Here is a 19,622-nt window from a genome sequence, read left to right on the forward strand (position 1 = left end):
ACTCAGTGGCACCGCCGGAAAAGCAAGAGGTGAACCAATGACACAACAATCGTCGTATTCAAAAAGAAAAATGTTGCGCGCGGGCGCGGTGATGTTCGGCCTTTTGGCCGCGGCCCTGGCCTTCGGGCAGATCCAAAAGGCCCGGATCTACCAGGACGACTATCCTTTGATCATGGAGACCGACCTCTATTGCTCCTTCTTTGTTCTCGAAGAGGCTCTCCCCGATATCCGGATCATCGGCGCCGAGCGCGGCGAAGAGAAATCTCTGTTCAGCGATGCCGACATCATGACCATTGATGGGGGGCAGGCCTCGGGGGTCGTGGTCGGCCAAGTTTTCCAGGTCCTTGAAGCCGGGCCGGAAATCCAGGGGCTGGGCCCTCTGATGTACAGAAGAGGACGGGCCCGGGTGATTCTGGTGGATGAAAAGACCAGCCTGGTCCGCGCGGAAAAAACCTGTTTTCCCATGAGCGTGGGCGGCTATATTGTTCCATTTGTCGAGAGAGAGACCGTCATCGGCCGCAACCTGGGTTTCGACGCCCACGCGGACGATGCCGCGGGCGCCTCGGGACGGATTGTCTTTACGATCGACGACTTGAACATCATCAGGGACGGAAGCTGGGCCCTCATCGATGTCGGGAGGGACGCGGGCGTGGAACCGGGAATCCAGATGACGGTTTTTCGCGAAACCGGAGCCGGGAAGCCCCGGGAGGCCGTCGGAAACGTTGTCGTCATCGACGCCGGGGCCCGCTCGGCCACGATCAAGGTCCTGTCCAGCCGGGACGCCGTTCACATGGGCGATCTCGTTCAGGCCAAATCCTCGCCTCTTTCTTGACAGGGGCGGACGTTTTTGATAGCGTAAACTGCGGAACTCAAAGCGGCATGAAAGAAAGCTGCGCGGGTGTAGTTCAGTGGTAGAACGTCTGCTTGCCATGCAGAAGGTCGTGGGTTCAAGTCCCATCGCCCGCTCCAACTCCCGATCATGAATTTTCGGGCGCGGTACCCAAGTGGCTAAGGGAGAGGTCTGCAAAACCTCGATTCGTCGGTTCGAATCCGACCCGCGCCTCCACAATCCTCCTCCCGGAAATCTTGACAGAAAAAATCATAAGCGATATCATGGGTTGACTTCGATATCAATCCGCGAAGGAGGATTCACATGGATCTCGTAGCAAGAGTTCAGGCCATCATTCTGAAACCCAAGGAAGAGTGGGTCAAAATAAAGGCCGAGACGACAACGGTCAAGGACCTCTTCATGTCCTATGCCCTGATCCTGGCCGCCATCCCGGCCGTGGCCCAATTCATCGGCAACGCCCTGATCGGACGGCGGCTCCCCTTCTACGGCTGGTATCGCTGGAATATCGGTACGGCCCTGATTTATGCCGTTTTCATGTATATCGCCGCTCTGGCGACGGTCTATATTCTGGGCCTGATCATCGACGCTCTGGCGCCCAATTTCGCCTCCCAGAAAAACCAGCTTTCCGCCATGAAACTGGCCGTGTTCAGCATGACGCCCGGCTGGGTGGCCGGAGCCCTGTACATCGTGCCCTTCCTCGGCATTCTGGCCGCCCTGGGTAGCCTCTACGGTCTGTATGTCCTCTATCTCGGTTTTTCCACGCCGCTGATGGAGACACCCAAAGACAAGGTTGTCGGCTACTTCGTGGTCAGTCTGGTCGTGGCCATCGTCCTGACCGCGGTCTTCGGATTGATCCTGGGCGCCTTCTTCGCCGTCGGCGGCGCCTTCCGAACCCTCTAAGGATTTTTATTTCGGGCGGATAGCCGCGGCGATATTCCGGAGAGCTTCCGCCGGATAGGGTGCGGCCGTAATCGGGCGGCCGATCACGAGGTAATCCGCCCCCAGCGCGACGGCTTTTTCCGGCGTCATGATCCTCTTCTGATCCTGGACGTCCGCGCCGGCCGGACGGATTCCGGGCGTGACGATGAGAAAGTCCGGCCCGGATTCGCGGCGCACCGCCTCGATTTCCCGGGGCGAGCAGACGACACCGTCGAGACCCGCCGCGCGGGCCAGGCCGGCCAGACGAAGCACCTGATCCTCGACGGACGCATTCATCCCGATTTCGGCCAGGTCGTCCTCCTTGAGGCTGGTGAGAATAGTGACGCCGAGAAGAAGAGGCCGCACGGTTCCTTCAAGTTCCGACGCCTCCCGGGCGGCCGCGGCCGCCGCCGCCATCATGGCCGATCCTCCCGCGGTGTGAAGAGTCATCATCCGAACGCCGTGACGCGCTCCCGAACGGACGGCCCCTGCCACGGTGTTGGGAATGTCATGAAGCTTCAGGTCGAGAAAAATCTCCTTCCCGGAGCCCCGGAGGTTTTCGAGAAATCCCGGCCCTTCGGCCGTGAACAGTTCGAGTCCGACCTTGAAGATGCGGGCCGCGTCGAGACGTCCCGCCATCTCCAGGCCTTCCCGTCCCGATTTGGCGTCGAGGGCGATGATGATGCGTCCGGCGGCGTCGTTTTCAGTCATGGCGCAATGTCTCCTCTCAATTCACGATCCCGGAAATTCAAAAAAACGAGACATCTGATTAGGATGACCGGAGCGTTCCGACGAGGTCCGCCGCCCGGGGAATGTTACGCTCCCGGCAGAAGCTTTCGATTTCGGCGGCGATGCGGACCGCGGCAGCCGGATCGACAAAATTGGCCGTGCCGACCTGAACCGCCCGGGCCCCGGCGATTATGAACTCGACGGCGTCCCGCCCGGTCATGATGCCGCCCATCCCGATCACCGGAACGCGGAGCCGCGAGGCCGCCTGGTGAACCATGCGCAGGGCGACCGGCCGGACGGCCGGCCCGCTCAGCCCGCCGTAGACATTGGCCAGTTTCGGCCGCCGCGTCTCGACGTCGATCGCCATGGCCAGGAGTGTGTTGATGAGCGAGACGGCGTCCGTTCCGCCGTCCTCGGCGGCCAGGGCCACAGAGGCGATATCGGTGACGTTGGGCGAAAGCTTGGTGATGAGGGGCAGGGGGGTCGCCGCCTTGACCCGGGCGACCAGGCGGCGCGTCGCGTCGGGCGAAAACGCGGGACAGGCGCCCTCCTTGCGGATATTGGGGCAGGAGATGTTGAGTTCGAGCGCGGCCAGTCCTTTTTCCCGGCTCAGGAATTCGGCCACGGCGACATATTCTTCGTCGTCGGCGCCGCAGACGTTGGCGATCACGGCCGTGTCAAGATCGCGGAGCCGGGGCAGGATCTTCTCGGCGAAGGCCCGGACTCCGATCCCCTGAAGGCCGATGGCGTTGATGAGGCCGCTCGGCGTCTCGACGAGACGCGGCGGAGGATTGCCGGGTCTCGGATCGAAATAGAGGCCCTTGACCACGAAGCCGCCGAGTTTTTCGAGATTGATGAAGGGCTCGAATTCCGGGCCGTAGCCGAAGGTCCCGGATGCGGCGATCACGGGATTCTTGAGGCGCAGAAATCCGAGATCCGCGGAAAGATCCACGCTCAAGGCCCCGTCTCCCAGACAATGTCCGGTCCGGCGAAAACCGGCCCGTCCTCGCAGACTTTGACCCACTCCGGCGTCCCGTCCCGGAGGATGCGGTGGACGCAGCCCCAGCAGGCCCCGAACCCGCAGCCCATGACGGACTCCAGCGAAAACCAGGCCGGAATGCCGAGCCGGGCGGCCGATGCGGCCAGGGTCTTCATCATGGCGTCGGGGCCGCAGGCGTAAAGACGGTCGGGTCGTTCGGCGGCGGCCTGCTTCTCGAAGAGATCCGTCACAAGTCCGTGAAAACCGAACGATCCGTCGTCGGTCGAGACGAAGGTTTGATACCCGGCCGCTTCGAATTTTTCCCTTAGGGGGACGTCGGCCGCGCTCCGGCCGCCGTAAAGAATATGCACCGAGGCGCCCCGGGCCTTGAGTTCCCGGGCCAGAAAATAGAGGGGAGCGATGCCCCGGCCGCCGCCGACGCAACAGGCGGTCCGGCCCGTCATGTTTTCGTCGAGGGCGAAGCCCCGGCCGAGAGGGCCCAGAACGTCCAGGCGGTCTCCGGGCTTTTTCCCGGCCAGAATGTCCGTTCCCCGGCCGGCGACGCTGAAAAAAAACTCCACCTCCGAGGCGTTCCGGTCATGGAGGCTCAGCGGGCGGCGGAGGAGGGGATCGGTGGACGAGGTGTCCGCGACCCGGAGCATGGCGAACTGCCCCGGTTGCGCCGCGCGGGCGATCTCAGGCGCCTCGACGGACATCCGGATATAGACGCCGTGCCGTTCGACGGATGCGACGCGCGCGATCATAGCGAAAAGATACCAGAAGCCGCCCCGCGGCGCAACCGAATGCCGGGTTGGGAATGCGGCTTGCCAATTCCGTCCGGGATCGCCTATAATTCCTTTCTGTCGGACGACCCGCAATTCATCCGGGCCAGGAGGATGCCATCATGCCGATCTCAGCAAGAGCCCGCGACATTCAGGCCTCTCCCATCCGCAAACTCAAGCCGTTTGCCGACGAGGCCCGGGCCAAAGGGCTTCATGTCTTTCAACTGAACATCGGCGATCCCGATGTTCCGACGCCGCGGCCGGTCCTGGACGCCTTCCGCGCCTACGACGAACCCGTCATCGGCTACGGCCCTTCCCAGGGATTTCTTGAACTCCGGGAGGCCATCGCCCGTTATTACGGATTCTACGGCCTGTCCGTCGCAGCCGACGACGTCATGATCACAACCGGAGGATCGGAGGCCATTCATTTTGCCTTTTCCATCGTCGCCGAACACGGCGAGGAGATCCTCATTCCCGAGCCCTTCTACACGAACTACAACGGCTATGCGTCCTTTGCCGGTGTCCGGATCGTGCCCATCCCTCTCCATGTCGAAGACGGCTTCCGTCTTCCTCCCGTCGCCGAAATCGAAGCCCGCATCACACCCCGGACGCGGGCCGTTCTGCTCTGCTCGCCGAACAATCCCACCGGCACGGTCTACACCCGGGAGGAAATCCAGGGTGTCGTCGATCTCGTCGTCAAACACGACCTCTTTCTCATCGGCGACGAAGTCTACAAGGAGTTCGTCTACGACGGACTGAAACACACGAGCGTCCTGGAGTTTCCCGAGGTCCGCGACCGCGTCCTTGTCGTCGACAGTATCTCCAAGCGGTATTCCTGCTGCGGCGCCCGGATCGGCGCGCTCATTGTCCCCAATCCCGAAGTCTATCAGGCCGCTCTCAGATTCGGACAGGCCCGGCTTTGCCCGCCCACGGTCGAACAGGTCGCCGCCCTGGCCGCCTACAATATGGGCATGGACTACTTCGCGCCCGTCCAGGCCGAATACCGGAAACGGCGCGACATCCTCTACGAGGGGCTCAAGGATGTGCCCGGCATCGTCATCGGCAGCCCCCAGGGCGCCTTCTATTTCATCGCCCGGCTTCCCGTCCGCGATGCCGAGCATTTCGTCCAGTGGATGCTGACCGATTTTTCCCTGAACGGCAAGACCGTGATGGTCGCACCGGGACCCGGCTTTTACAGCACGCCGGGCCGCGGCATCGACGAAGTGAGAATCGCCTACGTCCTTAAAGAAGAGGACCTGCGCGAGGCGGGCGAAATCCTCAAGGCCGGACTGGCCGCCTACGCCGAGGCCCATCCCCATTCATAAAAATGCCGATGTGCCACCTAAGTCCTACGGTATCCGATAGACTTTCGGAAAGCCGCTTTTCCGATTGTGTTCCCGGATTCCGACGTAAAGAAAACGGCATTTTTACCCTTCGGGCAAGCCGATCCGACCGCATCTGCTGTGTTGCGCAGGGTTCGCAGTACCAGGAGTACAGCTTCACCCTGCGCGCCTTGCATCTGCAGCCGTCTCGACTCGTGAATGGGATGGGCCTAGAAAGGGGTGACGGATGACGAAGAGGGTGCTCGGGCAGGCGGCTTTCCTGATCGCCCTCGCTCTTGTCGCCGGAACGGCGGCCCGCTTCTCCATGCTGCAGAAACTCGTCCGGGGGGAATTCCGCGGCGGGCTGGTCACCCGGTCGGACGATCCCGGCATCCGGCAGATCACGATCGAGGAAGCCGAGCACCTTTTCGCGACCGCCGCCGCCGTTTTCATCGACAGCCGCTCGGAGGAGGAATTCCTTGAGGGCCGCATCCCCGGCGCCCGGAACATTCCGGTCGTCGAAATCGCCGCCGTCGAACTCGACTGGCCTCCTGAACAGACGCTGGTCATTTACTGCGAGGGCGGGACCTGCCTTTCGAGCCTGACCGCGGCCCGGCTGCTCCACATCCGGGGTTTCCGCGACCTCCGCGTCTTTCTCGGCGGCTGGGAGGCCTGGCTGGCGGCCGGGCTTCCCGTCGAGGAGGGGCTGTGATCGGAAACCGCAAAGTCCTCTTCGTCTTCCGGTTGATCGTTGGCGGCGCCTTCGTCTATGCCGGCGTGCTCAAGGCCGCCGATGCCCAGCGGTTCGCCCAGGACATCCTGAACTTCCGGGTTGTCGGTCCCGAACTCGCCTTGTTGACGGCCCTGTTTCTACCCTGGCTGGAAATCGTCTGCGGCGCGTTTCTCATCCTCGGCTGGCTCCGGCGGGCCTCCGCCCTCCTCATTTCGGTCATGCTGGCCGGATTCATCGGCCTGGTCATCGCGACGGTCGCCAGGGGTCTCGACGTTGACTGCGGCTGTTTCGGCGCGCTCAGCGGGCAGGCCGACTGGAAGCTCGTCGTCCAGGATCTTGTCCTGCTGTTCATGTCGCTGAACATCCTTCTTGCCCCGCGAAAAACGCCCGGCCGCAGCTCTGCGGCTTGAAATCCGTCCCGTTTCCATGTATAGTCTCTAGGACAGTTTGTCTGATATTTTTCCCATCAGAGGAGTTCGAGTCATGGCAAAGAAGTATGTGTACTTTTTCGGCGCCGGACGCGCCGAGGGCGACAAGAACATGAAGGATACGCTTGGCGGCAAAGGCGCCAACCTGGCTGAAATGGCCGGAATCGGGCTGCCCGTTCCCCCGGGGTTTACGATTTCGACCGAAGTCTGCCTGCTCTTCAACAAAGCCGGCGGTCGCATTCCGGCCGACGCCGACAAACAGATTGCCGCGGCGCTGGCCAAGCTCGAGCGCGTTTCCGGACAGAAGTTCGGCGATCCGGGCAATCCGCTTCTGGTTTCCGTCCGATCGGGCTCGAAATTCTCCATGCCCGGGATGATGGACACCGTCCTCAACCTCGGCCTGAACGACAAGACGCTCGAGGGCCTGACCCGAAAGAGCGGCAACCGGCGGTTCGCCCTGGACTGCTATCGGCGGCTCATTCATATGTTCGGCGATGTCGTGCTGGACGTTCCGAAGAAGAAGTTCGAGGAGATTCTCCGCGAAACGAAGCAGAAACTCGGCCTTCAGGCCGACACCGAGCTGTCCGAGGAGGTCCTGGCCGGCCTGATCGAGGCCTACAAGGCCCTGGTGAAGCGGGACACGGGAAAGGACTTTCCGCAGAATGTTGCCGCACAACTCAAGCTGGCCTCGGCCGCGGTTTTCCGCTCCTGGAACAATCCCCGGGCGGTCACCTACCGCAGGCAGTATCATATCCCCGAAGATCTGGGAACGGCCGTCAATGTCCAGCAGATGGTCTTCGGCAACTACGGAGACACCTCGGCTACGGGCGTCGGTTTCACCCGGAATCCGGCCACGGGCGTCAAAGAAGTCTACGGCGAATACCTTCTCAACGCCCAGGGCGAGGATGTCGTGGCCGGAACCCGGACACCCACTCCGCTCGCCCATCTGGAAAAGGATCTGCCCGCCGCCTACAAGGAACTCATGGCCACAACCCGGCGGCTGGAAAAGCACTACGGCGACATCCAGGATTTCGAATTCACCATCCAGGAAGGCCGGCTCTATATGCTCCAGACCCGTAACGGCAAGCGGACGGGCATGGCCGCCGTCAAGATCGCCGTCGACCTCGTTTCCGAAAAGCTTATCAGCCGCAACGAAGCCCTGCTGAAAGTCGAGCCTGAAGCCCTGAACCAGCTCCTCCATCCCGTCTTCGATTCGACCGAAAAGGCCCGCCACGAAGTGATCGCCGTGGGGCTGGCCGCATCCCCCGGCGCGGCTTCGGGACAGGCCGTTTTCACGGCCGACGACGCCTGCGCCTGGAAAAACCAGGGGAAAAAGACCATTCTCATCCGCGACGAAACCTCGCCCGACGACATCCACGGCATGAGTGCGGCGCAGGGCATCCTGACCTCCACAGGAGGGATGACCTCTCACGCCGCCGTGGTCGGCCGCCAGATGGGCAAACCGGCCGTCGTCGGCTGCGGCGCCGCCAAGGTTCATGAGGAGAAAAAACAGCTCATGGTCGGGAAGCTGACCGTCAAGGAAGGCGACTGGATCTCCATCGACGGTTCGACCGGAGAGGTCCGTCTGGGCGGCATCAAAACCCAGCCTTCCGAAATCATCCAAGTCGTCCGCGGCGAAAAAAAACCCGAGACGTCTCCGATGTATCAGGATTTTCACAAGCTGCTGTCCTGGGCCGACAAGGTCCGCCGTCTCAAAGTGAGAGCCAACGCCGATGCGCCCGAGGAAACCCGGACGGCCTTCGCCTTTGGCGCCCAGGGGATCGGCCTGGCCCGGACGGAACACATGTTCTTCGGGCCCGACCGCCTGCCCATCGTGCGGGAGATGATCTTGGCCGAAACCGAAGAGGCGCGGCGCGCGGCGCTCGCCAAACTTGAACCCTTCCAGAAAAAGGATTTCTACGAATTCTTCAAGGAAATGCACGGCAACCCGGTGACCATCCGGACGATCGATCCGCCGCTTCATGAATTCCTTCCCAACCGCGAAGACCTCATGGTTGAAGTGGCCGTGCTCAAGGCCAAGAACGGCGACCCCGCGAAAATCGCCGAAGTTGAGACCCTGCTCGAGCGCGTCAAATCGCTCTCGGAATTCAACCCCATGCTCGGCCACCGCGGCTGCCGTCTCGGCATCACCTATCCGGAAATCACCGAGATGCAGGCTCAGGCCATTTTCGAAGCGGCCTGCGAGCTGGCCAAGGAAGGCGAAAAGGTTTTCCCGGAAATCATGGTGCCTCTCGTGGGATCGGTCCGGGAGTTGGCCGACCAGAAGGCCATCATTGTCCGCACGGCCCGCGACGTCATGAAAAAATACGGCGTCAAGGTTCCCTACCTGGTGGGAACGATGATCGAGATCCCGCGAGGCGCCCTGACGGCCGATGAAGTCGCCGAGGAAGCCGAGTTTTTCTCGTTCGGGACGAACGATCTGACCCAGACGACATACGGCGTCTCCCGCGACGACGGCGGCAAGTTCCTCAACTATTATCTGGAGAAGGGCATCTGGAACAACGACCCATTCGAAACCATCGACCAAAACGGCGTCGGGCTGCTCATGAAGATCGCGGTCGAGAAGGGCCGGTCCGTCCGCCCGAAACTCAAGATCGGCATCTGCGGCGTCCACGGCGGCGATCCGCGCTCCATCGTCTTCTGCCACGAAATCGGTCTCGACTACGTGAGCTGCTCGGCCTTCCAGATTCCGATCGCCCGGCTGGCCGCCGCCCAGGTCGCCCTGCGCGACGCCGCGGCCGAAAAAGCCGCCGCACCGAAGAAAAAGGTCAAGTCCGGAAAACCGGCCGCAAAGAAAACCGCGAAGACGAAAGCCTCACGCAAACGCCGCTGAAATCTCCGGCTGTCGGATTTCGGCATGATGTTCCCGGATAAAGGGAGCGGCCGGGGAGGTCCGCGGCGACCATGGGATTAGCCTTCATGAGCTGTTCCGGAAGGGAACCCGAATGTTGGGCGCCGAGGATGTCTGAGCAAGATTCGTCAATCGGATAAGTCTATGGACGCGTCGGATCGCTTGCAGGTCTTGATCCTGTGTGCGAGTTCCGCAGGCGCCTTCCGGGACTGCGAATGAACGGCGTGAAAAACCCTAAATATCTTCGTGGGCCTCGCCGGTTTACCGGGCGGGCGTTTTCTGGTATGGTTGATCCTTCATGAACGGCTTCCTGAGCTTCATGCGCGTGTTCGCCGGCCGGCGCTTCCCCTTCAAGATCGTTTACTGCAAAGACTACTGGATGATCGATATCGGGAAGCATGTCTTCCCCGTCCGGAAGTACCGGATCATCATGGAGCGCCTCATGGCCATGGGGGCCGGCCGCAATGTCTTTATTGAGCCCGAGCCCGCCTCGGATGACGACCTCCGGCTCGTCCACACCCCCCGCTACTTGAAGAAAATCGCGGACGGAACGTTGTCGGCCTACGAATTGGGGGTGCTCGAACTGCCGTTTTCCGCGGATCTCGTCCGCTTTTTCCGTCTCCAGGTCGGCGGGACGATCCTGACCGCCCGCCTGGCTCTCGAGGACGGCTGCGCGATTCACATCGGAGGTGGGTTTCACCATGCCTTCCCGGATCACGGCGAGGGATTCTGCCTGTTCAACGACGTGGCCGTGGCCGTCGAAAAACTCCGTTCCGAGAACCTGATCCGGAAGGCCATGATCGTCGACTGCGATCTCCATCAGGGAAACGGCACGGCAGCCGTTTTCGTCCGGACGGACGATGTTTTTACGTTTTCCATTCACCAGATGGACATTTATCCCGCCGAGAAGCCGGCCGGTTCCCTCGATGTCGAGATGTGGTCGGGGGACGGAGATGAGGAATATCTCGGGCGGCTCCGGTCCCATTTTCCTCGCCTGTTCCGGGAATTCGAACCCGATTTTGTCTTTTACCTGGCCGGCGCCGATCCCTATGAGAGGGACCAGCTCGGAGGGTTGCGTCTGACCGTCGAAGGGCTCATGGAAAGGGACCGGATCGTCCTGGAGAGCGCCCGGAAACTCGGCATCCCCGCGGCCGTCGTTCTGGCCGGGGGCTACGCCGCCTCAGTCGAGGATGTCGCGGAAGTCCACGTCAACACCGTCAAGGCGGCCCGGCGGGCCCAAGTGAAGGCTATCCCGGCCGAGTTTCGTCGCGGATCCAGTCGAGATAGGAACGGGACCCATTGACCGCGGGGACGGCGAGGATTTCCGGAACGGTGTAAGGGTGGACGGCCCTGATGCCGGCCTCGAGCGCATCGTAGAGATCCGGCCGCGTCTTGATGATCAGCGTGTGTTCGGCTTCCTCGGCGATCTTCCCCTCCCACCAGTACAGCGACGCGCCGGCCGGCGCGATGTGGACGCAGGCGGCCAGCCGCTTTTCCACAACCGCGCGCGCAATGGTCCGGCCCGTTTTCAGGTCGGGAACCGTCGTCAGAACGATGAGGGCTTCGGCGCCGTTCATGACTCCGCCTCACTCCTGCAGAAAGACATGGGCGTAGACCTTGCTGCCGTTGACCATGTTGTCGATGACGCAGTATTCGTTGGGTTGGTGGGCGGTCTCGTCGATCTTGGACCAGCAGGCCGCATGGAATCCCGCTCTCCGGAAGTAGGCCGCGACGGTGCCGCCGCCGATCCCGGCCGGCTTGGCCGTTTTGCCCATGACGGCCTTGACGGCTTTCTTGAGCGCCAGAACGACCGGGGCGTCGGTCGGCGTCGGCGGGGCCGCGGGCGCGGCCTGGACGACGTCGACGGAGATCTTCACTTTAAAGGACTTGGCGATTCCCGCGGCGATGTCCCGAACGGATTTCCGTACGGCGTCGATTTTGTAACCAGGCAGGATGCGGCAGTCCATGTAAAAGACATCCTCGCCGGGAATGGTGTTGATGTTGGGGACGTTGGGATCTTTCTTGGTCGGTTCGAAAGTCGAAATCGGCGGATCGAAGAGGGGATCGGATTTCCTGTAGGTCTTGTAAAGCTTGTCCAGCTCCCGGATGAGGTAGGCCGCCGCCCGGAAGCTGTTGATGCCCTTTTCCGGAGTCGAGCCGTGGGCCTGTTTGCCCTGTGTTTTGATTTTCAGCCAGAGAATGCTCTTTTCGGCCACCTCGATCATGGTGCCCTGGGGGTTTCCCGCATCGGGGACGATGATGAGGTCTTTTTTCCGGAAGGCGCGGGTGTTTTTCAGGACATAATCGATGCCCTTCTTGTTCCCCGTTTCCTCGTCGGCCGCCAGGGCGATCCCGATGTCCGTGGCCGGGACGATCTTTTCCACATGGAGGGCCTTGAGAGCAAACAGCGAAGCGACCATCTCCTGCTGGTTGTCCTCGACGCCGCGCCCGTAAATGCGGCCCTTTTCCACCCAGGCTTTGAACGGGTCGCCCCGCCAGAGGGATAACTCTCCAGGAGGCACGACATCGGTGTGGGTCATGACCCATGTCGTCCGGGCCGAACTGCGGCCCTTGGCGACGGCCAGAACATTGGGCCGGTAGCCGTCCGGGGCGTCAAGATCGGGCGCTTTGATGACCTGGATGTCGCCGAGACCGAAATCTTTCAGCCGGGACACCAGAAACTCGGCTTTCCGGGCTTCGCCTTCGCCCCCGCTTGAAGGATCGATGGCCGGGATGGCGCACAGACGGATCTGTAAATCGATCATCTCGTCGCGGAAGCCGTCGATTCTTTTGAAGAGGCGGGCCAAAGTTTTATTATGATTCATGCTGTCCCTCCAAAATTCAATATATCAGAGGTTTCTTGACTTTTCCAGGGGGGGCGGCTACATTACCGGAAGATGCGCATCGGGCTGGACGTCAGACCCTCCCTCCGAGAAGAGACGGGGGTCGGTGTCTATATCCGGAACCTCGTCGACCGCCTGGCGAGGATCGACAGGAGCCACGAGTACTTTCTTTTTTCGTCGTCCTGGAAAGACCGATTTCCCGCCTCCGCCGTTCCGCCTCTTCCCAATGTCCGCCTGAAAGATTGCCGCCTGCCCGTCCGGGCCGTGAATTTCCTGTGGCAGGAACTCGGCTGGCCGCCTCTCGATGTTTTCGCCGGGGGCCGCCTGGACCTGGCTCATTCGCCGACGCCGCTCATTCTGCCGACGCGGGGACGAACCGTCGTCACCGTCTGCGATCTGTTTTTTCTGGACGAGCCGGAAAAGGCCGACACCGAAGCCCGCCGGGTTTTCGTCCGCAAGGCGGAAAAATCCCTGCGGGCGGCCGACGGGGTCCTGACCATTTCCCGATTCACCCGCGCCGCCGTCCTGGACAGGTTCGGGTTGGACGCGGACAAGGTCGAGGCCGCGCTGCTTGGTGTGGGCGGAGATTATTCGGTTCCCCCGGCCCGGGAGGATCTCGAACAAACTCAAAAGCGTCTCGGCCTGCCTTCGGAATTCGTGCTTTTCGTGGGGGCCGTCGAACCGCGGAAAAACCTGCCCGGCCTCGTCGAGGCCATGCGGATCATCCGTGACCGGGGGCTGCGGGCGCCGCTTGTCATCGCCGGCCGTGAGGGCGGAGACTCGGGCCGTGTCCGGGAAATGATTGCCGGCCGGGGGCTCGAGGACCGGGTCATTTTCACGGGATATGTTTCAGACCTCGAGCTTCGGATCCTTTACCGTTTGGCCCGGTTGCTCGTCGTTCCCTCTTTTCTCGAGGGATTCGGTCTGCCGCTGGCCGAAGCCATGGCTTCGGAGCTTCCTGTGGCCGTCTCCGCCGCCGGCGCCCTTCCCGAGGTCGGCGGAGACGCTCCCTTGTATTTCGATCCCGCCGACATCGAGGGCATGGCCGAGGCCGTCTCCCGCCTCTATGAAGACGAGACTCTGCGGCGAGACAGGATTGCGGCGGGCCGGGCCCGGGCGGCCGAGTTGACCTGGGACCGGACGGCCGCGGCCACTCTCGCATTCTACAAACGGATCGTGGGCGGCGGATGAAGACGATCCTCTTTGTTTCCCACGCCGCCGAGCTGAACGGCGCCGAGCGGATGCTTCTTGAAACTCTCCGGAAAATCGACCGTTCCCGCTTCCGGCCGCTTCTCGCCGTTCCCCGGTCCGGTCCCCTCGTTCAGGCCGCCGGAGAGGCCGGAGTCCCGGCCCGCGTCATCCCCATGAAATGGTGGCTAACCGAGCGGGGAAAAGTCTGGAAACAGCTTCCGGTCCGGGTCTGGAACGCAGCCGGCGTGCGCCGCCTGGCCGCCTGGATCCGGGAAGAAAATGCGGCGGCTGTTTTTTCCAATTCCGCGGCCTCTTTTGCGGGGGCCCTGGCCGCTCGAAAAACGAACCGCCCTCATGTCTGGCTTGTTCATGAGGTGCTCGACGGCCCGCGGCCCATCCTGCGTTATCTTTTCGGCCGCCGGAGGCTTGTCCGGCGGATCCGGCGTCTTTCGGCCGTCGTCGCCGTCAATTCGCTTGAGACGGCCCGGGCTTTCGGAGGAGTGCCGGCCGTCCGGCTTGTTCCCGTCGGCATCGACGCGGCCCGGCCTTCCGGAGATCGGGACGCCCTGCGCGCCGAATTCGGGATTGAAAGCGAAGACAAAATCGTCGCCGTCGTCGGCAAGATCTATCCGGATAAAGGGCAGATGGAGGCTCTCCGGGCCGTCGAAAGCCTGTTGCCCTCCCAGCCGCGGCTTAAGATTCTCGTTATCGGAGATCCGGCCGACCGCCGTTACGCCGCCCGCCTCGAAAAGGCGGCCGCATCCGAAACCCTGAGGGGCCGGGTCGTTTTCACCGGATTTCGAAACGATCTCCGGAATCTTTTCGGCCTTGTGGATGTTCTCGTCGTTCCCTCCCGTGTGGAATCCTTCGGCCGGGCGGCCCTCGAAGCCATGGTGGCCGGCGTTCCGGTTCTGGCCGTTCCCGAGGGAGGCTTGAAGGAATTCGTCATCCCCGGAGAGACGGGGTTTTTGTCCGAGGACGCTACGGCGGCCGGACTGGCCGCCGCTCTGTCCCGCATCCTGGATGATCCGGACGAGGCGCGGCGGATCGCCGCCCGGGCCGCCGAACGGACGGCCGCCGAGCGAAGTCTGGCGGCCCAGGTCGAAGAAATCGAGCGTATCCTGGAGGATGTCCTTGCCTGATAAAACGCCCGGACCCGCTCTGTCCATCATCCTGGTGAACTATAACGGCGGGCTGTTTCTTCAGGTCTGTCTGGATGCCGTCCACGAACGGACCCGGAACATGGATGTCGAAGTCATCGTCGTCGACAACGGCTCGACGGACGGAAGTCCGGAGGCGGCGGAGGCCGCCTATCCCTGGGTGCGCATCATCCGGAATGAAGGCAATCCGGGTTTCAGCGCCGCAAACAACCGGGGTTGGCGCGCCTGCCGCGGAAAGCATATTCTTTTTATGAATACCGATGTCGTTCTCGCCGCCGGAACATTGGAGCGGCTCCGCGACGGTCTGGATGAAGATCCGGCGATTGGGGCGGCCGGCCCGGCCCTCCTGCAGGGACCCGGGATCTACCAGGTGTCGTATGGGAAAAAGAACACATTTTTCCGGGAGCTTTTCCGCAAGTCCCTGCTCAACCGCCGCCTTCGCCGGACCGCGGGACGAGGCCGGAACGTCAGCTCCGTCGATTGGGTGAGCGGCGCTTTTCTTCTCGTCCGGCGCGAGGCGTTGGAGAAAGCCGGCGGCTTCGACGAAAAGTTTTTCCTTTATTTCGAGGATATCGATCTTTGCCTGCGTATCAAGCAGGCTGGCTGGAAGGTCGTCTACGCGCCGGGAGCGCCGTCCTTTCACGAAGGGGGAGCCTCGGCCGCGGCCGCTCCTTTGCGGGCCCGGTACGAATACCGGAAAAGCCAGATTCTGTTCTACCGCAAGCACAACTCCGCCCTGTCTCTGGCCCTGCTCAAGGCCTACCTGGGGCTGAGTTTCCTGTTCCTGCCGCGGAAGCCGCCGCCCGGACGGGAAACCGACCCGGTCCGCTCGGACTTCCTCCGGCTTCTGAAAAACAGGGGAGACTCGCCATGAGACGGCTTCGAGTTCTGGAAATGATCGACCGGCCGTTTCTCGGCGGCGGGCAGATCACCGTTTTCAATCTGGCCGCGGGACTGGATCCGGAAAGCTTCGAAACCGCCGTCTGTTCGGGCGGGGGAGGGCCGCTTGAAGCGGAACTCCGGCAACGCGGCATCCCGCATATCCCCTTCGATTTTCCGCGGGTCCCGGGCCGGGGTGTCCGGAAGCTGGCCGCCGTTCTCGAAGAGGGACGGTTTGATATCGTTCACACACATGGCGGCGTGGCCGGCCTGGCAGGCCGGGCGGCTGCGCATCGAGCCCGCATCCCCGCCGTCGTCCATACGCTCCACGGCATCCATTACCTCCACTACCGGAACCCGGTTCTCAAGCGGGCCATGATCGTCCTGGAACGGCGGTGTTCGAAATCGACCGACGCCGTCGTTGTTGTTTCGGAAGCCGACAGGGCCGCGGCCCGGCGTTTGCGTCTGGCGCCGCCCGAGCGCATCAAACTCATCCGAAACGGCGTCCCAACCCGGCCTGAACCCGCGGCCGCGATCAAGGACAAACTGCGGCGGGATCTCGGCCTGGAGGGCGGTCCGGTCGTCGGCGCCGTGTCCCGGCTCCACCGGCAGAAGGGCGTCATTCATTTTATCGGGGCGGCGGCCCGGATCCTTCGAGAACGGCCCGATGCCCGGTTCGTCGTGGTCGGCGGAGGACCTCTGCGGAAGGCGATCGAGGCGGCGATCGGGAGAGCCGGGCTTTGCGGAAAATTCCGGCTGGCCGCAGAGCGCCCGGATGCCCGGGATATCCTGTCTCTTTTCGACGTCTTTGTCTTGCCTTCCCTGTGGGAGGGACTGCCTTATGTCCTGGTCGAGGCCGCGGCTCTGGGCAAACCCATCGTCGTCACGGACATCGACGGCGTTCGCGAGGTCCTGAAGGACGGTGAGACGGGACTCCGGGTTCCCGTCGCGGATCCTGAGGCCCTGGCCCGGGCCGTCCTCCGCCTGTTGGACGACGGGGACCTGGCCGCCCGCCTCGGCAACAACGCGCGGGCCGCCATCCCCAAACTGTTTTCCATGGACCGCATGATGGAGGAAACCGGAGCTCTGTATCTTGAAATCCGCGGCGGGTTGTGAGCCGGGCGGGTTTGGACTATAATTTCCCCCCATGGAAAATGCCCGGGTCGCCCTGGTTCACGACTGGCTGACGGGCCTCAGAGGCGGGGAAAAGGTCCTCGAGGTTCTGGCCGAAATCTTTCCCCGGGCCGTGATCCATACGCTGCTCCATATTCCGGGCAGCCAACCCAAGGCCATCGAGAACCTGGAAATCCGGACGGCGTTCATCCAGAAGCTTCCCTTCGTCCGAAAAAAATACCGTTCCTATCTGCCGCTTTTTCCTCTTGCGGTCGAACTCTTCGACCTTCAGGAATTCGACCTGGTCGTCTCGTCCTCCCACTGCGTGGCCAAAGGCGCCATCCCCCGGCCCGATGCCCTGCATGTTTCCTATGTCCATTCTCCGGTCAGATACGCCTGGAACCAGTACTCCGCCTATTTCTCCTCCACCCGGTTGTCTCCTCTCGGCCGATGGACGATTCCGCCCGTCATTCACTACCTGAGGCTCTGGGACGTCGCCTCTTCCGCCCGGGTCGACCATTTCGCGGCCAATTCGGTCAATGTCGCCCGGCGCATCGAAAAATATTACCGCCGGCCGGCCGAGGTCGTCCACCCGCCGGTGGACACGGAGTTCTTCACGCCCGGCGAAGACGGCCGCAAGGACGACTACGACCTGATCGTCTCGGCCCTCGTGCCCTACAAGCGGCTCGATCTGGCGGTCGCCGCATACAATAAGTTGGGCCGGAGGCTCGTCATTGTCGGGACGGGACCGGAATCCCGCCGTCTGCGCAAGGCCGCCCGATCGAATATCGCCTTCGTCGACCGTGTCGATGATGTCGAGCTCCGCCGCTTGTATCGGGGGGCGCGGACCTTTCTTCTGCCGGGTGAGGAGGATTTCGGGATCGCCGTGCTGGAGGCTCAGGCCTGCGGCACGCCCGTTGTCGCCCTGGGCCGCGGAGGGGCCCTGGAGACCGTCGTTCCCGGAGAGACCGGACTTCTCTTCAACGAGTCCTCGGTCGCCGCCCTCCTTCGCGTCCTTGACAAATTCGACGGCTTCGCATTTAATAAGGCCGCCGCTCGATCCAACGCCATGAAATTTTCCAGACAGGTTTTCAAGGAGAAGATGTCCGGTTTCCTCCGGGCCAAATGGAAGGCCGCCGGCTTCGCCGACCGATGATCAACGAAAAAAAAGTCCGGCTGATCCTGCTCTACATTACGAGCGATGTCCTGGCCATCCTGTGCTCGTTTTTCTACTCCTACGCCTTCCGGTTTCATGCCTATATCGTTCCCGTCGACCCGGTCAAGGGCATTCCCACGCTCAAGTCCTATGCGATGGTCTTTCCGTTGTTTCTCGCCCTTCATCTGGCGATTTTCTACCTGCAGGGCTTTTACCGCTCGCGCCTCAAGCGGACCCAGATCGACGATTTCTTCTCCATCGTTTTGAACGCCGTCCTGACGACGCTGGCCGCCCTGGCTCTCCTGAGCTACTGGAGCGTCTACGGAAGCGGCGGAGCCGATCCGGCCTTCGAAATTTCTCGGGGCTTTCTGGTCGTCTATTTCGCGGCCGTCATCATCACCATCACCTTCCTCAGAAGCCAGATCTACTTTTTCATGAAGCGCCGCTATGCCCGGGGCCTCAATCTGACCAACGTCCTGATCGTCGGGGCGGGGGACATGGGCCGGGCCCTGGCCCAGAAACTCGTGCTTTACCATGACCTCGGCTTTGCGGTCAAGGGATTCCTCGACGACGACAAACCCGAGGGCAAAATCATCGACGTCGACGGCGGCGTGACCATTCTCGGCCGCCTGTCCGATCTGGACCGGGTGATCGGGGAGCAGGACATTCACGACATCTATGTGGCTCTCGATCTTTCGAACTACGCCCGGATTCTCGAAATCTTCCGGATCGTCAACAAGCATTCCGTCAATGTCCGCCTGATTCCCGACCTGTTCCAGTTGCTGACGCTCAAGGCCAACGTCCAGGACCTGGACGGATTTCCCGTGATCTCCATCGACGATGTGCCCTTGAGAGGCATCCGGAGGGCCTTCAAGAGGATCTTTGATATCGTCGCCTCGGCCGTGCTTCTGATCATCCTGTCGCCGCTGTTCCTGGTCGTCGCCCTGCTGGTCAAATTGACCTCGCGGGGCCCTGTTTTTTACAAACAGGTCCGGGTCGGGCTCGACGGCCGGAAATTCACGATCATCAAGTTCCGGACCATGGTCTGCGATGCCGAGGCCTGCTCCGGGCCGGTCATGAGCTGCCCGGACGATCCGCGGATGACGCGAATCGGCCGCGTCCTCAGAAAATACAGCATCGATGAATTTCCCCAGCTCGCCAATGTTCTCAGGGGCCATATGAGCCTGGTCGGCCCGCGTCCGGAACGGCCGGCGTTCGTCAAGGATTTCGTGGAACGGATCCCCAAATACATGCTCCGCCACAAGGTCAAGTCGGGGATCACCGGTTGGGCCCAGGTCCACGGCCTGCGGCAGGACACGTCCATCGAGAAGAGGCTCGAATACGATTTCTTTTATATCCAGAACTGGTCGTTCTCGCTGGATTTGAAGATCCTCTGGAAAACGCTCCGGAAGGGATTCATTGACAAATCCCTCTAGCCTGGTCTATTCAAAGAATGCCGATGTGTAATCAAGCTCATGTGAAATCAGAAAGATCTCCGGCGTCCCGGCTTAACATCCGATTCCCGGAATTTGTTCCCGGAATTACCGGCATTCTTACCCTTCGGGCGAGCCGATCCGACCGCATCAAACACTTCACCCTCCGCGCCTTGCATCTGCGGCCGCCTCGACTCGTGAATAGATCAGGCTAAACCTGGACTTAGGAAATTT

At 62.0% G+C, this 19,622-nt stretch carries 18 protein-coding genes and 2 tRNA genes; 15 read left to right on the forward strand and 5 right to left on the reverse strand.

The annotated features are described in order from the left end of the window. Positions 1-37 precede the first annotated feature (37 nt). The 4 genes from SCM96_06780 (at position 38) to SCM96_06795 (ending at position 1,750) form a co-directional block, all read left to right on the forward strand. Positions 38-832 carry a hypothetical protein gene (locus SCM96_06780; protein ID MDW7760326.1) on the forward strand — a complete coding sequence of 265 codons (795 nt, stop codon included), beginning with the start codon at positions 38-40 and terminating at the stop codon, positions 830-832. 62 nt (positions 833-894) lie between these two features. Continuing rightward, positions 895-969, forward strand: a tRNA-Gly gene (locus SCM96_06785). 21 nt (positions 970-990) lie between these two features. Further along, positions 991-1,066 (forward strand) — tRNA-Cys (locus tag SCM96_06790). 87 nt (positions 1,067-1,153) lie between these two features. Beyond that, positions 1,154-1,750: a Yip1 family protein gene (locus SCM96_06795; GenBank protein MDW7760327.1), complete on the forward strand. Its 597-nt coding sequence runs from the start codon at positions 1,154-1,156 to the stop codon at positions 1,748-1,750. Between the two features lie 6 nt (positions 1,751-1,756). Here SCM96_06795 and pyrF read toward each other — a convergent pair whose 3' ends face one another. The 3 genes from pyrF to SCM96_06810 are packed head-to-tail and all read right to left on the reverse strand — an operon-like array spanning position 1,757 to position 4,240. Further along, positions 1,757-2,479 carry an orotidine-5'-phosphate decarboxylase gene (gene pyrF / locus SCM96_06800; GenBank protein ID MDW7760328.1) on the reverse strand — a complete coding sequence of 241 codons (723 nt, stop codon included), beginning with the start codon at positions 2,477-2,479 and terminating at the stop codon, positions 1,757-1,759. 58 nt (positions 2,480-2,537) lie between these two features. After that, positions 2,538-3,449, reverse strand: a complete 912-nt coding sequence (locus tag SCM96_06805; GenBank protein ID MDW7760329.1) for a dihydroorotate dehydrogenase — start codon at positions 3,447-3,449, stop codon at positions 2,538-2,540. Positions 3,450-3,451: 2 nt separating this feature from the next. Then, positions 3,452-4,240 carry a dihydroorotate dehydrogenase electron transfer subunit gene (locus SCM96_06810; GenBank protein ID MDW7760330.1) on the reverse strand — a complete coding sequence of 263 codons (789 nt, stop codon included), beginning with the start codon at positions 4,238-4,240 and terminating at the stop codon, positions 3,452-3,454. Between the two features lie 140 nt (positions 4,241-4,380). On the opposite strand from SCM96_06810, the gene SCM96_06815 reads away from it, so the two are divergent. The 5 genes from SCM96_06815 to SCM96_06835 all read left to right on the forward strand — a co-directional run bounded on the left by SCM96_06815 (position 4,381) and on the right by SCM96_06835 (position 10,916). Then, a complete protein-coding gene (locus SCM96_06815; protein MDW7760331.1) occupies positions 4,381-5,583 on the forward strand; it encodes a pyridoxal phosphate-dependent aminotransferase in 1,203 nt (400 codons plus the stop codon). 244 nt (positions 5,584-5,827) lie between these two features. Next, entirely contained in the window at positions 5,828-6,292 is a 465-nt protein-coding gene (locus tag SCM96_06820) for a rhodanese-like domain-containing protein (protein ID MDW7760332.1), read from the forward strand. Continuing rightward, complete coding sequence (locus SCM96_06825; protein ID MDW7760333.1) at positions 6,289-6,723, forward strand: MauE/DoxX family redox-associated membrane protein; 435 nt, start codon at positions 6,289-6,291, stop codon at positions 6,721-6,723. Before SCM96_06820 ends, SCM96_06825 begins: the two co-directional genes overlap by 4 nt. A 73-nt stretch (positions 6,724-6,796) precedes the next feature. Continuing rightward, on the forward strand, positions 6,797-9,595 hold the full coding sequence (gene ppdK / locus SCM96_06830) for a pyruvate, phosphate dikinase (GenBank protein ID MDW7760334.1): 2,799 nt from the start codon (positions 6,797-6,799) through the stop codon (positions 9,593-9,595). A 316-nt stretch (positions 9,596-9,911) separates the two neighbouring features. Further along, positions 9,912-10,916 (forward strand): histone deacetylase, encoded by a 1,005-nt coding sequence (locus SCM96_06835; protein MDW7760335.1) that lies wholly within the window; start codon positions 9,912-9,914, stop codon positions 10,914-10,916. Here the strand turns inward: SCM96_06835 and cutA are convergent. Further along, positions 10,861-11,190 carry a divalent-cation tolerance protein CutA gene (cutA, locus tag SCM96_06840; protein ID MDW7760336.1) on the reverse strand — a complete coding sequence of 110 codons (330 nt, stop codon included), beginning with the start codon at positions 11,188-11,190 and terminating at the stop codon, positions 10,861-10,863. The two genes, SCM96_06835 and cutA, sit on opposite strands and share 56 nt — an antisense overlap. 9 nt (positions 11,191-11,199) lie before the next feature. Continuing rightward, positions 11,200-12,438, reverse strand: coding sequence for a M20 family metallo-hydrolase (locus tag SCM96_06845; GenBank protein MDW7760337.1), 1,239 nt, complete (start codon positions 12,436-12,438; stop codon positions 11,200-11,202). 72 nt (positions 12,439-12,510) lie between these two features. On the opposite strand from SCM96_06845, the gene SCM96_06850 reads away from it, so the two are divergent. The 6 genes from SCM96_06850 to SCM96_06875 are packed head-to-tail and all read left to right on the forward strand — an operon-like array spanning position 12,511 to position 19,391. Further along, positions 12,511-13,647, forward strand: a complete 1,137-nt coding sequence (locus SCM96_06850; GenBank protein ID MDW7760338.1) for a glycosyltransferase family 1 protein — start codon at positions 12,511-12,513, stop codon at positions 13,645-13,647. Beyond that, positions 13,644-14,789 (forward strand): glycosyltransferase family 4 protein, encoded by a 1,146-nt coding sequence (locus SCM96_06855; GenBank protein MDW7760339.1) that lies wholly within the window; start codon positions 13,644-13,646, stop codon positions 14,787-14,789. Before SCM96_06850 ends, SCM96_06855 begins: the two co-directional genes overlap by 4 nt. Continuing rightward, positions 14,782-15,681, forward strand: a complete 900-nt coding sequence (locus tag SCM96_06860) for a glycosyltransferase family 2 protein (protein MDW7760340.1) — start codon at positions 14,782-14,784, stop codon at positions 15,679-15,681. The genes SCM96_06855 and SCM96_06860 overlap by 8 nt, the downstream gene beginning before the upstream one ends. Beyond that, entirely contained in the window at positions 15,678-16,802 is a 1,125-nt protein-coding gene (locus tag SCM96_06865; GenBank protein ID MDW7760341.1) for a glycosyltransferase, read from the forward strand. The genes SCM96_06860 and SCM96_06865 overlap by 4 nt, the downstream gene beginning before the upstream one ends. Before the next feature lie 31 nt (positions 16,803-16,833). Further along, the gene (locus SCM96_06870; GenBank protein ID MDW7760342.1) at positions 16,834-17,955 is read left to right on the forward strand and encodes a glycosyltransferase; all 1,122 of its coding nucleotides are present in this window, start codon (positions 16,834-16,836) and stop codon (positions 17,953-17,955) included. Beyond that, entirely contained in the window at positions 17,952-19,391 is a 1,440-nt protein-coding gene (locus SCM96_06875) for an undecaprenyl-phosphate glucose phosphotransferase (GenBank protein MDW7760343.1), read from the forward strand. The genes SCM96_06870 and SCM96_06875 overlap by 4 nt, the downstream gene beginning before the upstream one ends. The last annotated feature ends 231 nt before the right edge of the window (positions 19,392-19,622 follow it).

The sequence above is a fragment of the Acidobacteriota bacterium genome, from assembly GCA_033549365.1.
GTDB lineage: Bacteria > Acidobacteriota > Aminicenantia > Aminicenantales > Saccharicenantaceae > JAWSUF01.

Coding starts and splice junctions, on each gene's coding strand:
- SCM96_06780 (MDW7760326.1), top strand. CDS start 38: ATGACACAACAATCGTCGTATTCAAAAAGAAAAATGTTGCGCGCGGGC.
- SCM96_06795 (MDW7760327.1), top strand. CDS start 1,154: ATGGATCTCGTAGCAAGAGTTCAGGCCATCATTCTGAAACCCAAGGAA.
- pyrF (MDW7760328.1), bottom strand. CDS start 2,479: ATGACTGAAAACGACGCCGCCGGACGCATCATCATCGCCCTCGACGCC.
- SCM96_06810 (MDW7760330.1), bottom strand. CDS start 4,240: ATGATCGCGCGCGTCGCATCCGTCGAACGGCACGGCGTCTATATCCGG.
- SCM96_06815 (MDW7760331.1), top strand. CDS start 4,381: ATGCCGATCTCAGCAAGAGCCCGCGACATTCAGGCCTCTCCCATCCGC.
- SCM96_06820 (MDW7760332.1), top strand. CDS start 5,828: ATGACGAAGAGGGTGCTCGGGCAGGCGGCTTTCCTGATCGCCCTCGCT.
- ppdK (MDW7760334.1), top strand. CDS start 6,797: ATGGCAAAGAAGTATGTGTACTTTTTCGGCGCCGGACGCGCCGAGGGC.
- SCM96_06835 (MDW7760335.1), top strand. CDS start 9,912: ATGAACGGCTTCCTGAGCTTCATGCGCGTGTTCGCCGGCCGGCGCTTC.
- cutA (MDW7760336.1), bottom strand. CDS start 11,190: ATGAACGGCGCCGAAGCCCTCATCGTTCTGACGACGGTTCCCGACCTG.
- SCM96_06845 (MDW7760337.1), bottom strand. CDS start 12,438: ATGAATCATAATAAAACTTTGGCCCGCCTCTTCAAAAGAATCGACGGC.
- SCM96_06850 (MDW7760338.1), top strand. CDS start 12,511: ATGCGCATCGGGCTGGACGTCAGACCCTCCCTCCGAGAAGAGACGGGG.
- SCM96_06855 (MDW7760339.1), top strand. CDS start 13,644: ATGAAGACGATCCTCTTTGTTTCCCACGCCGCCGAGCTGAACGGCGCC.
- SCM96_06865 (MDW7760341.1), top strand. CDS start 15,678: ATGAGACGGCTTCGAGTTCTGGAAATGATCGACCGGCCGTTTCTCGGC.
- SCM96_06870 (MDW7760342.1), top strand. CDS start 16,834: ATGGAAAATGCCCGGGTCGCCCTGGTTCACGACTGGCTGACGGGCCTC.
- SCM96_06875 (MDW7760343.1), top strand. CDS start 17,952: ATGATCAACGAAAAAAAAGTCCGGCTGATCCTGCTCTACATTACGAGC.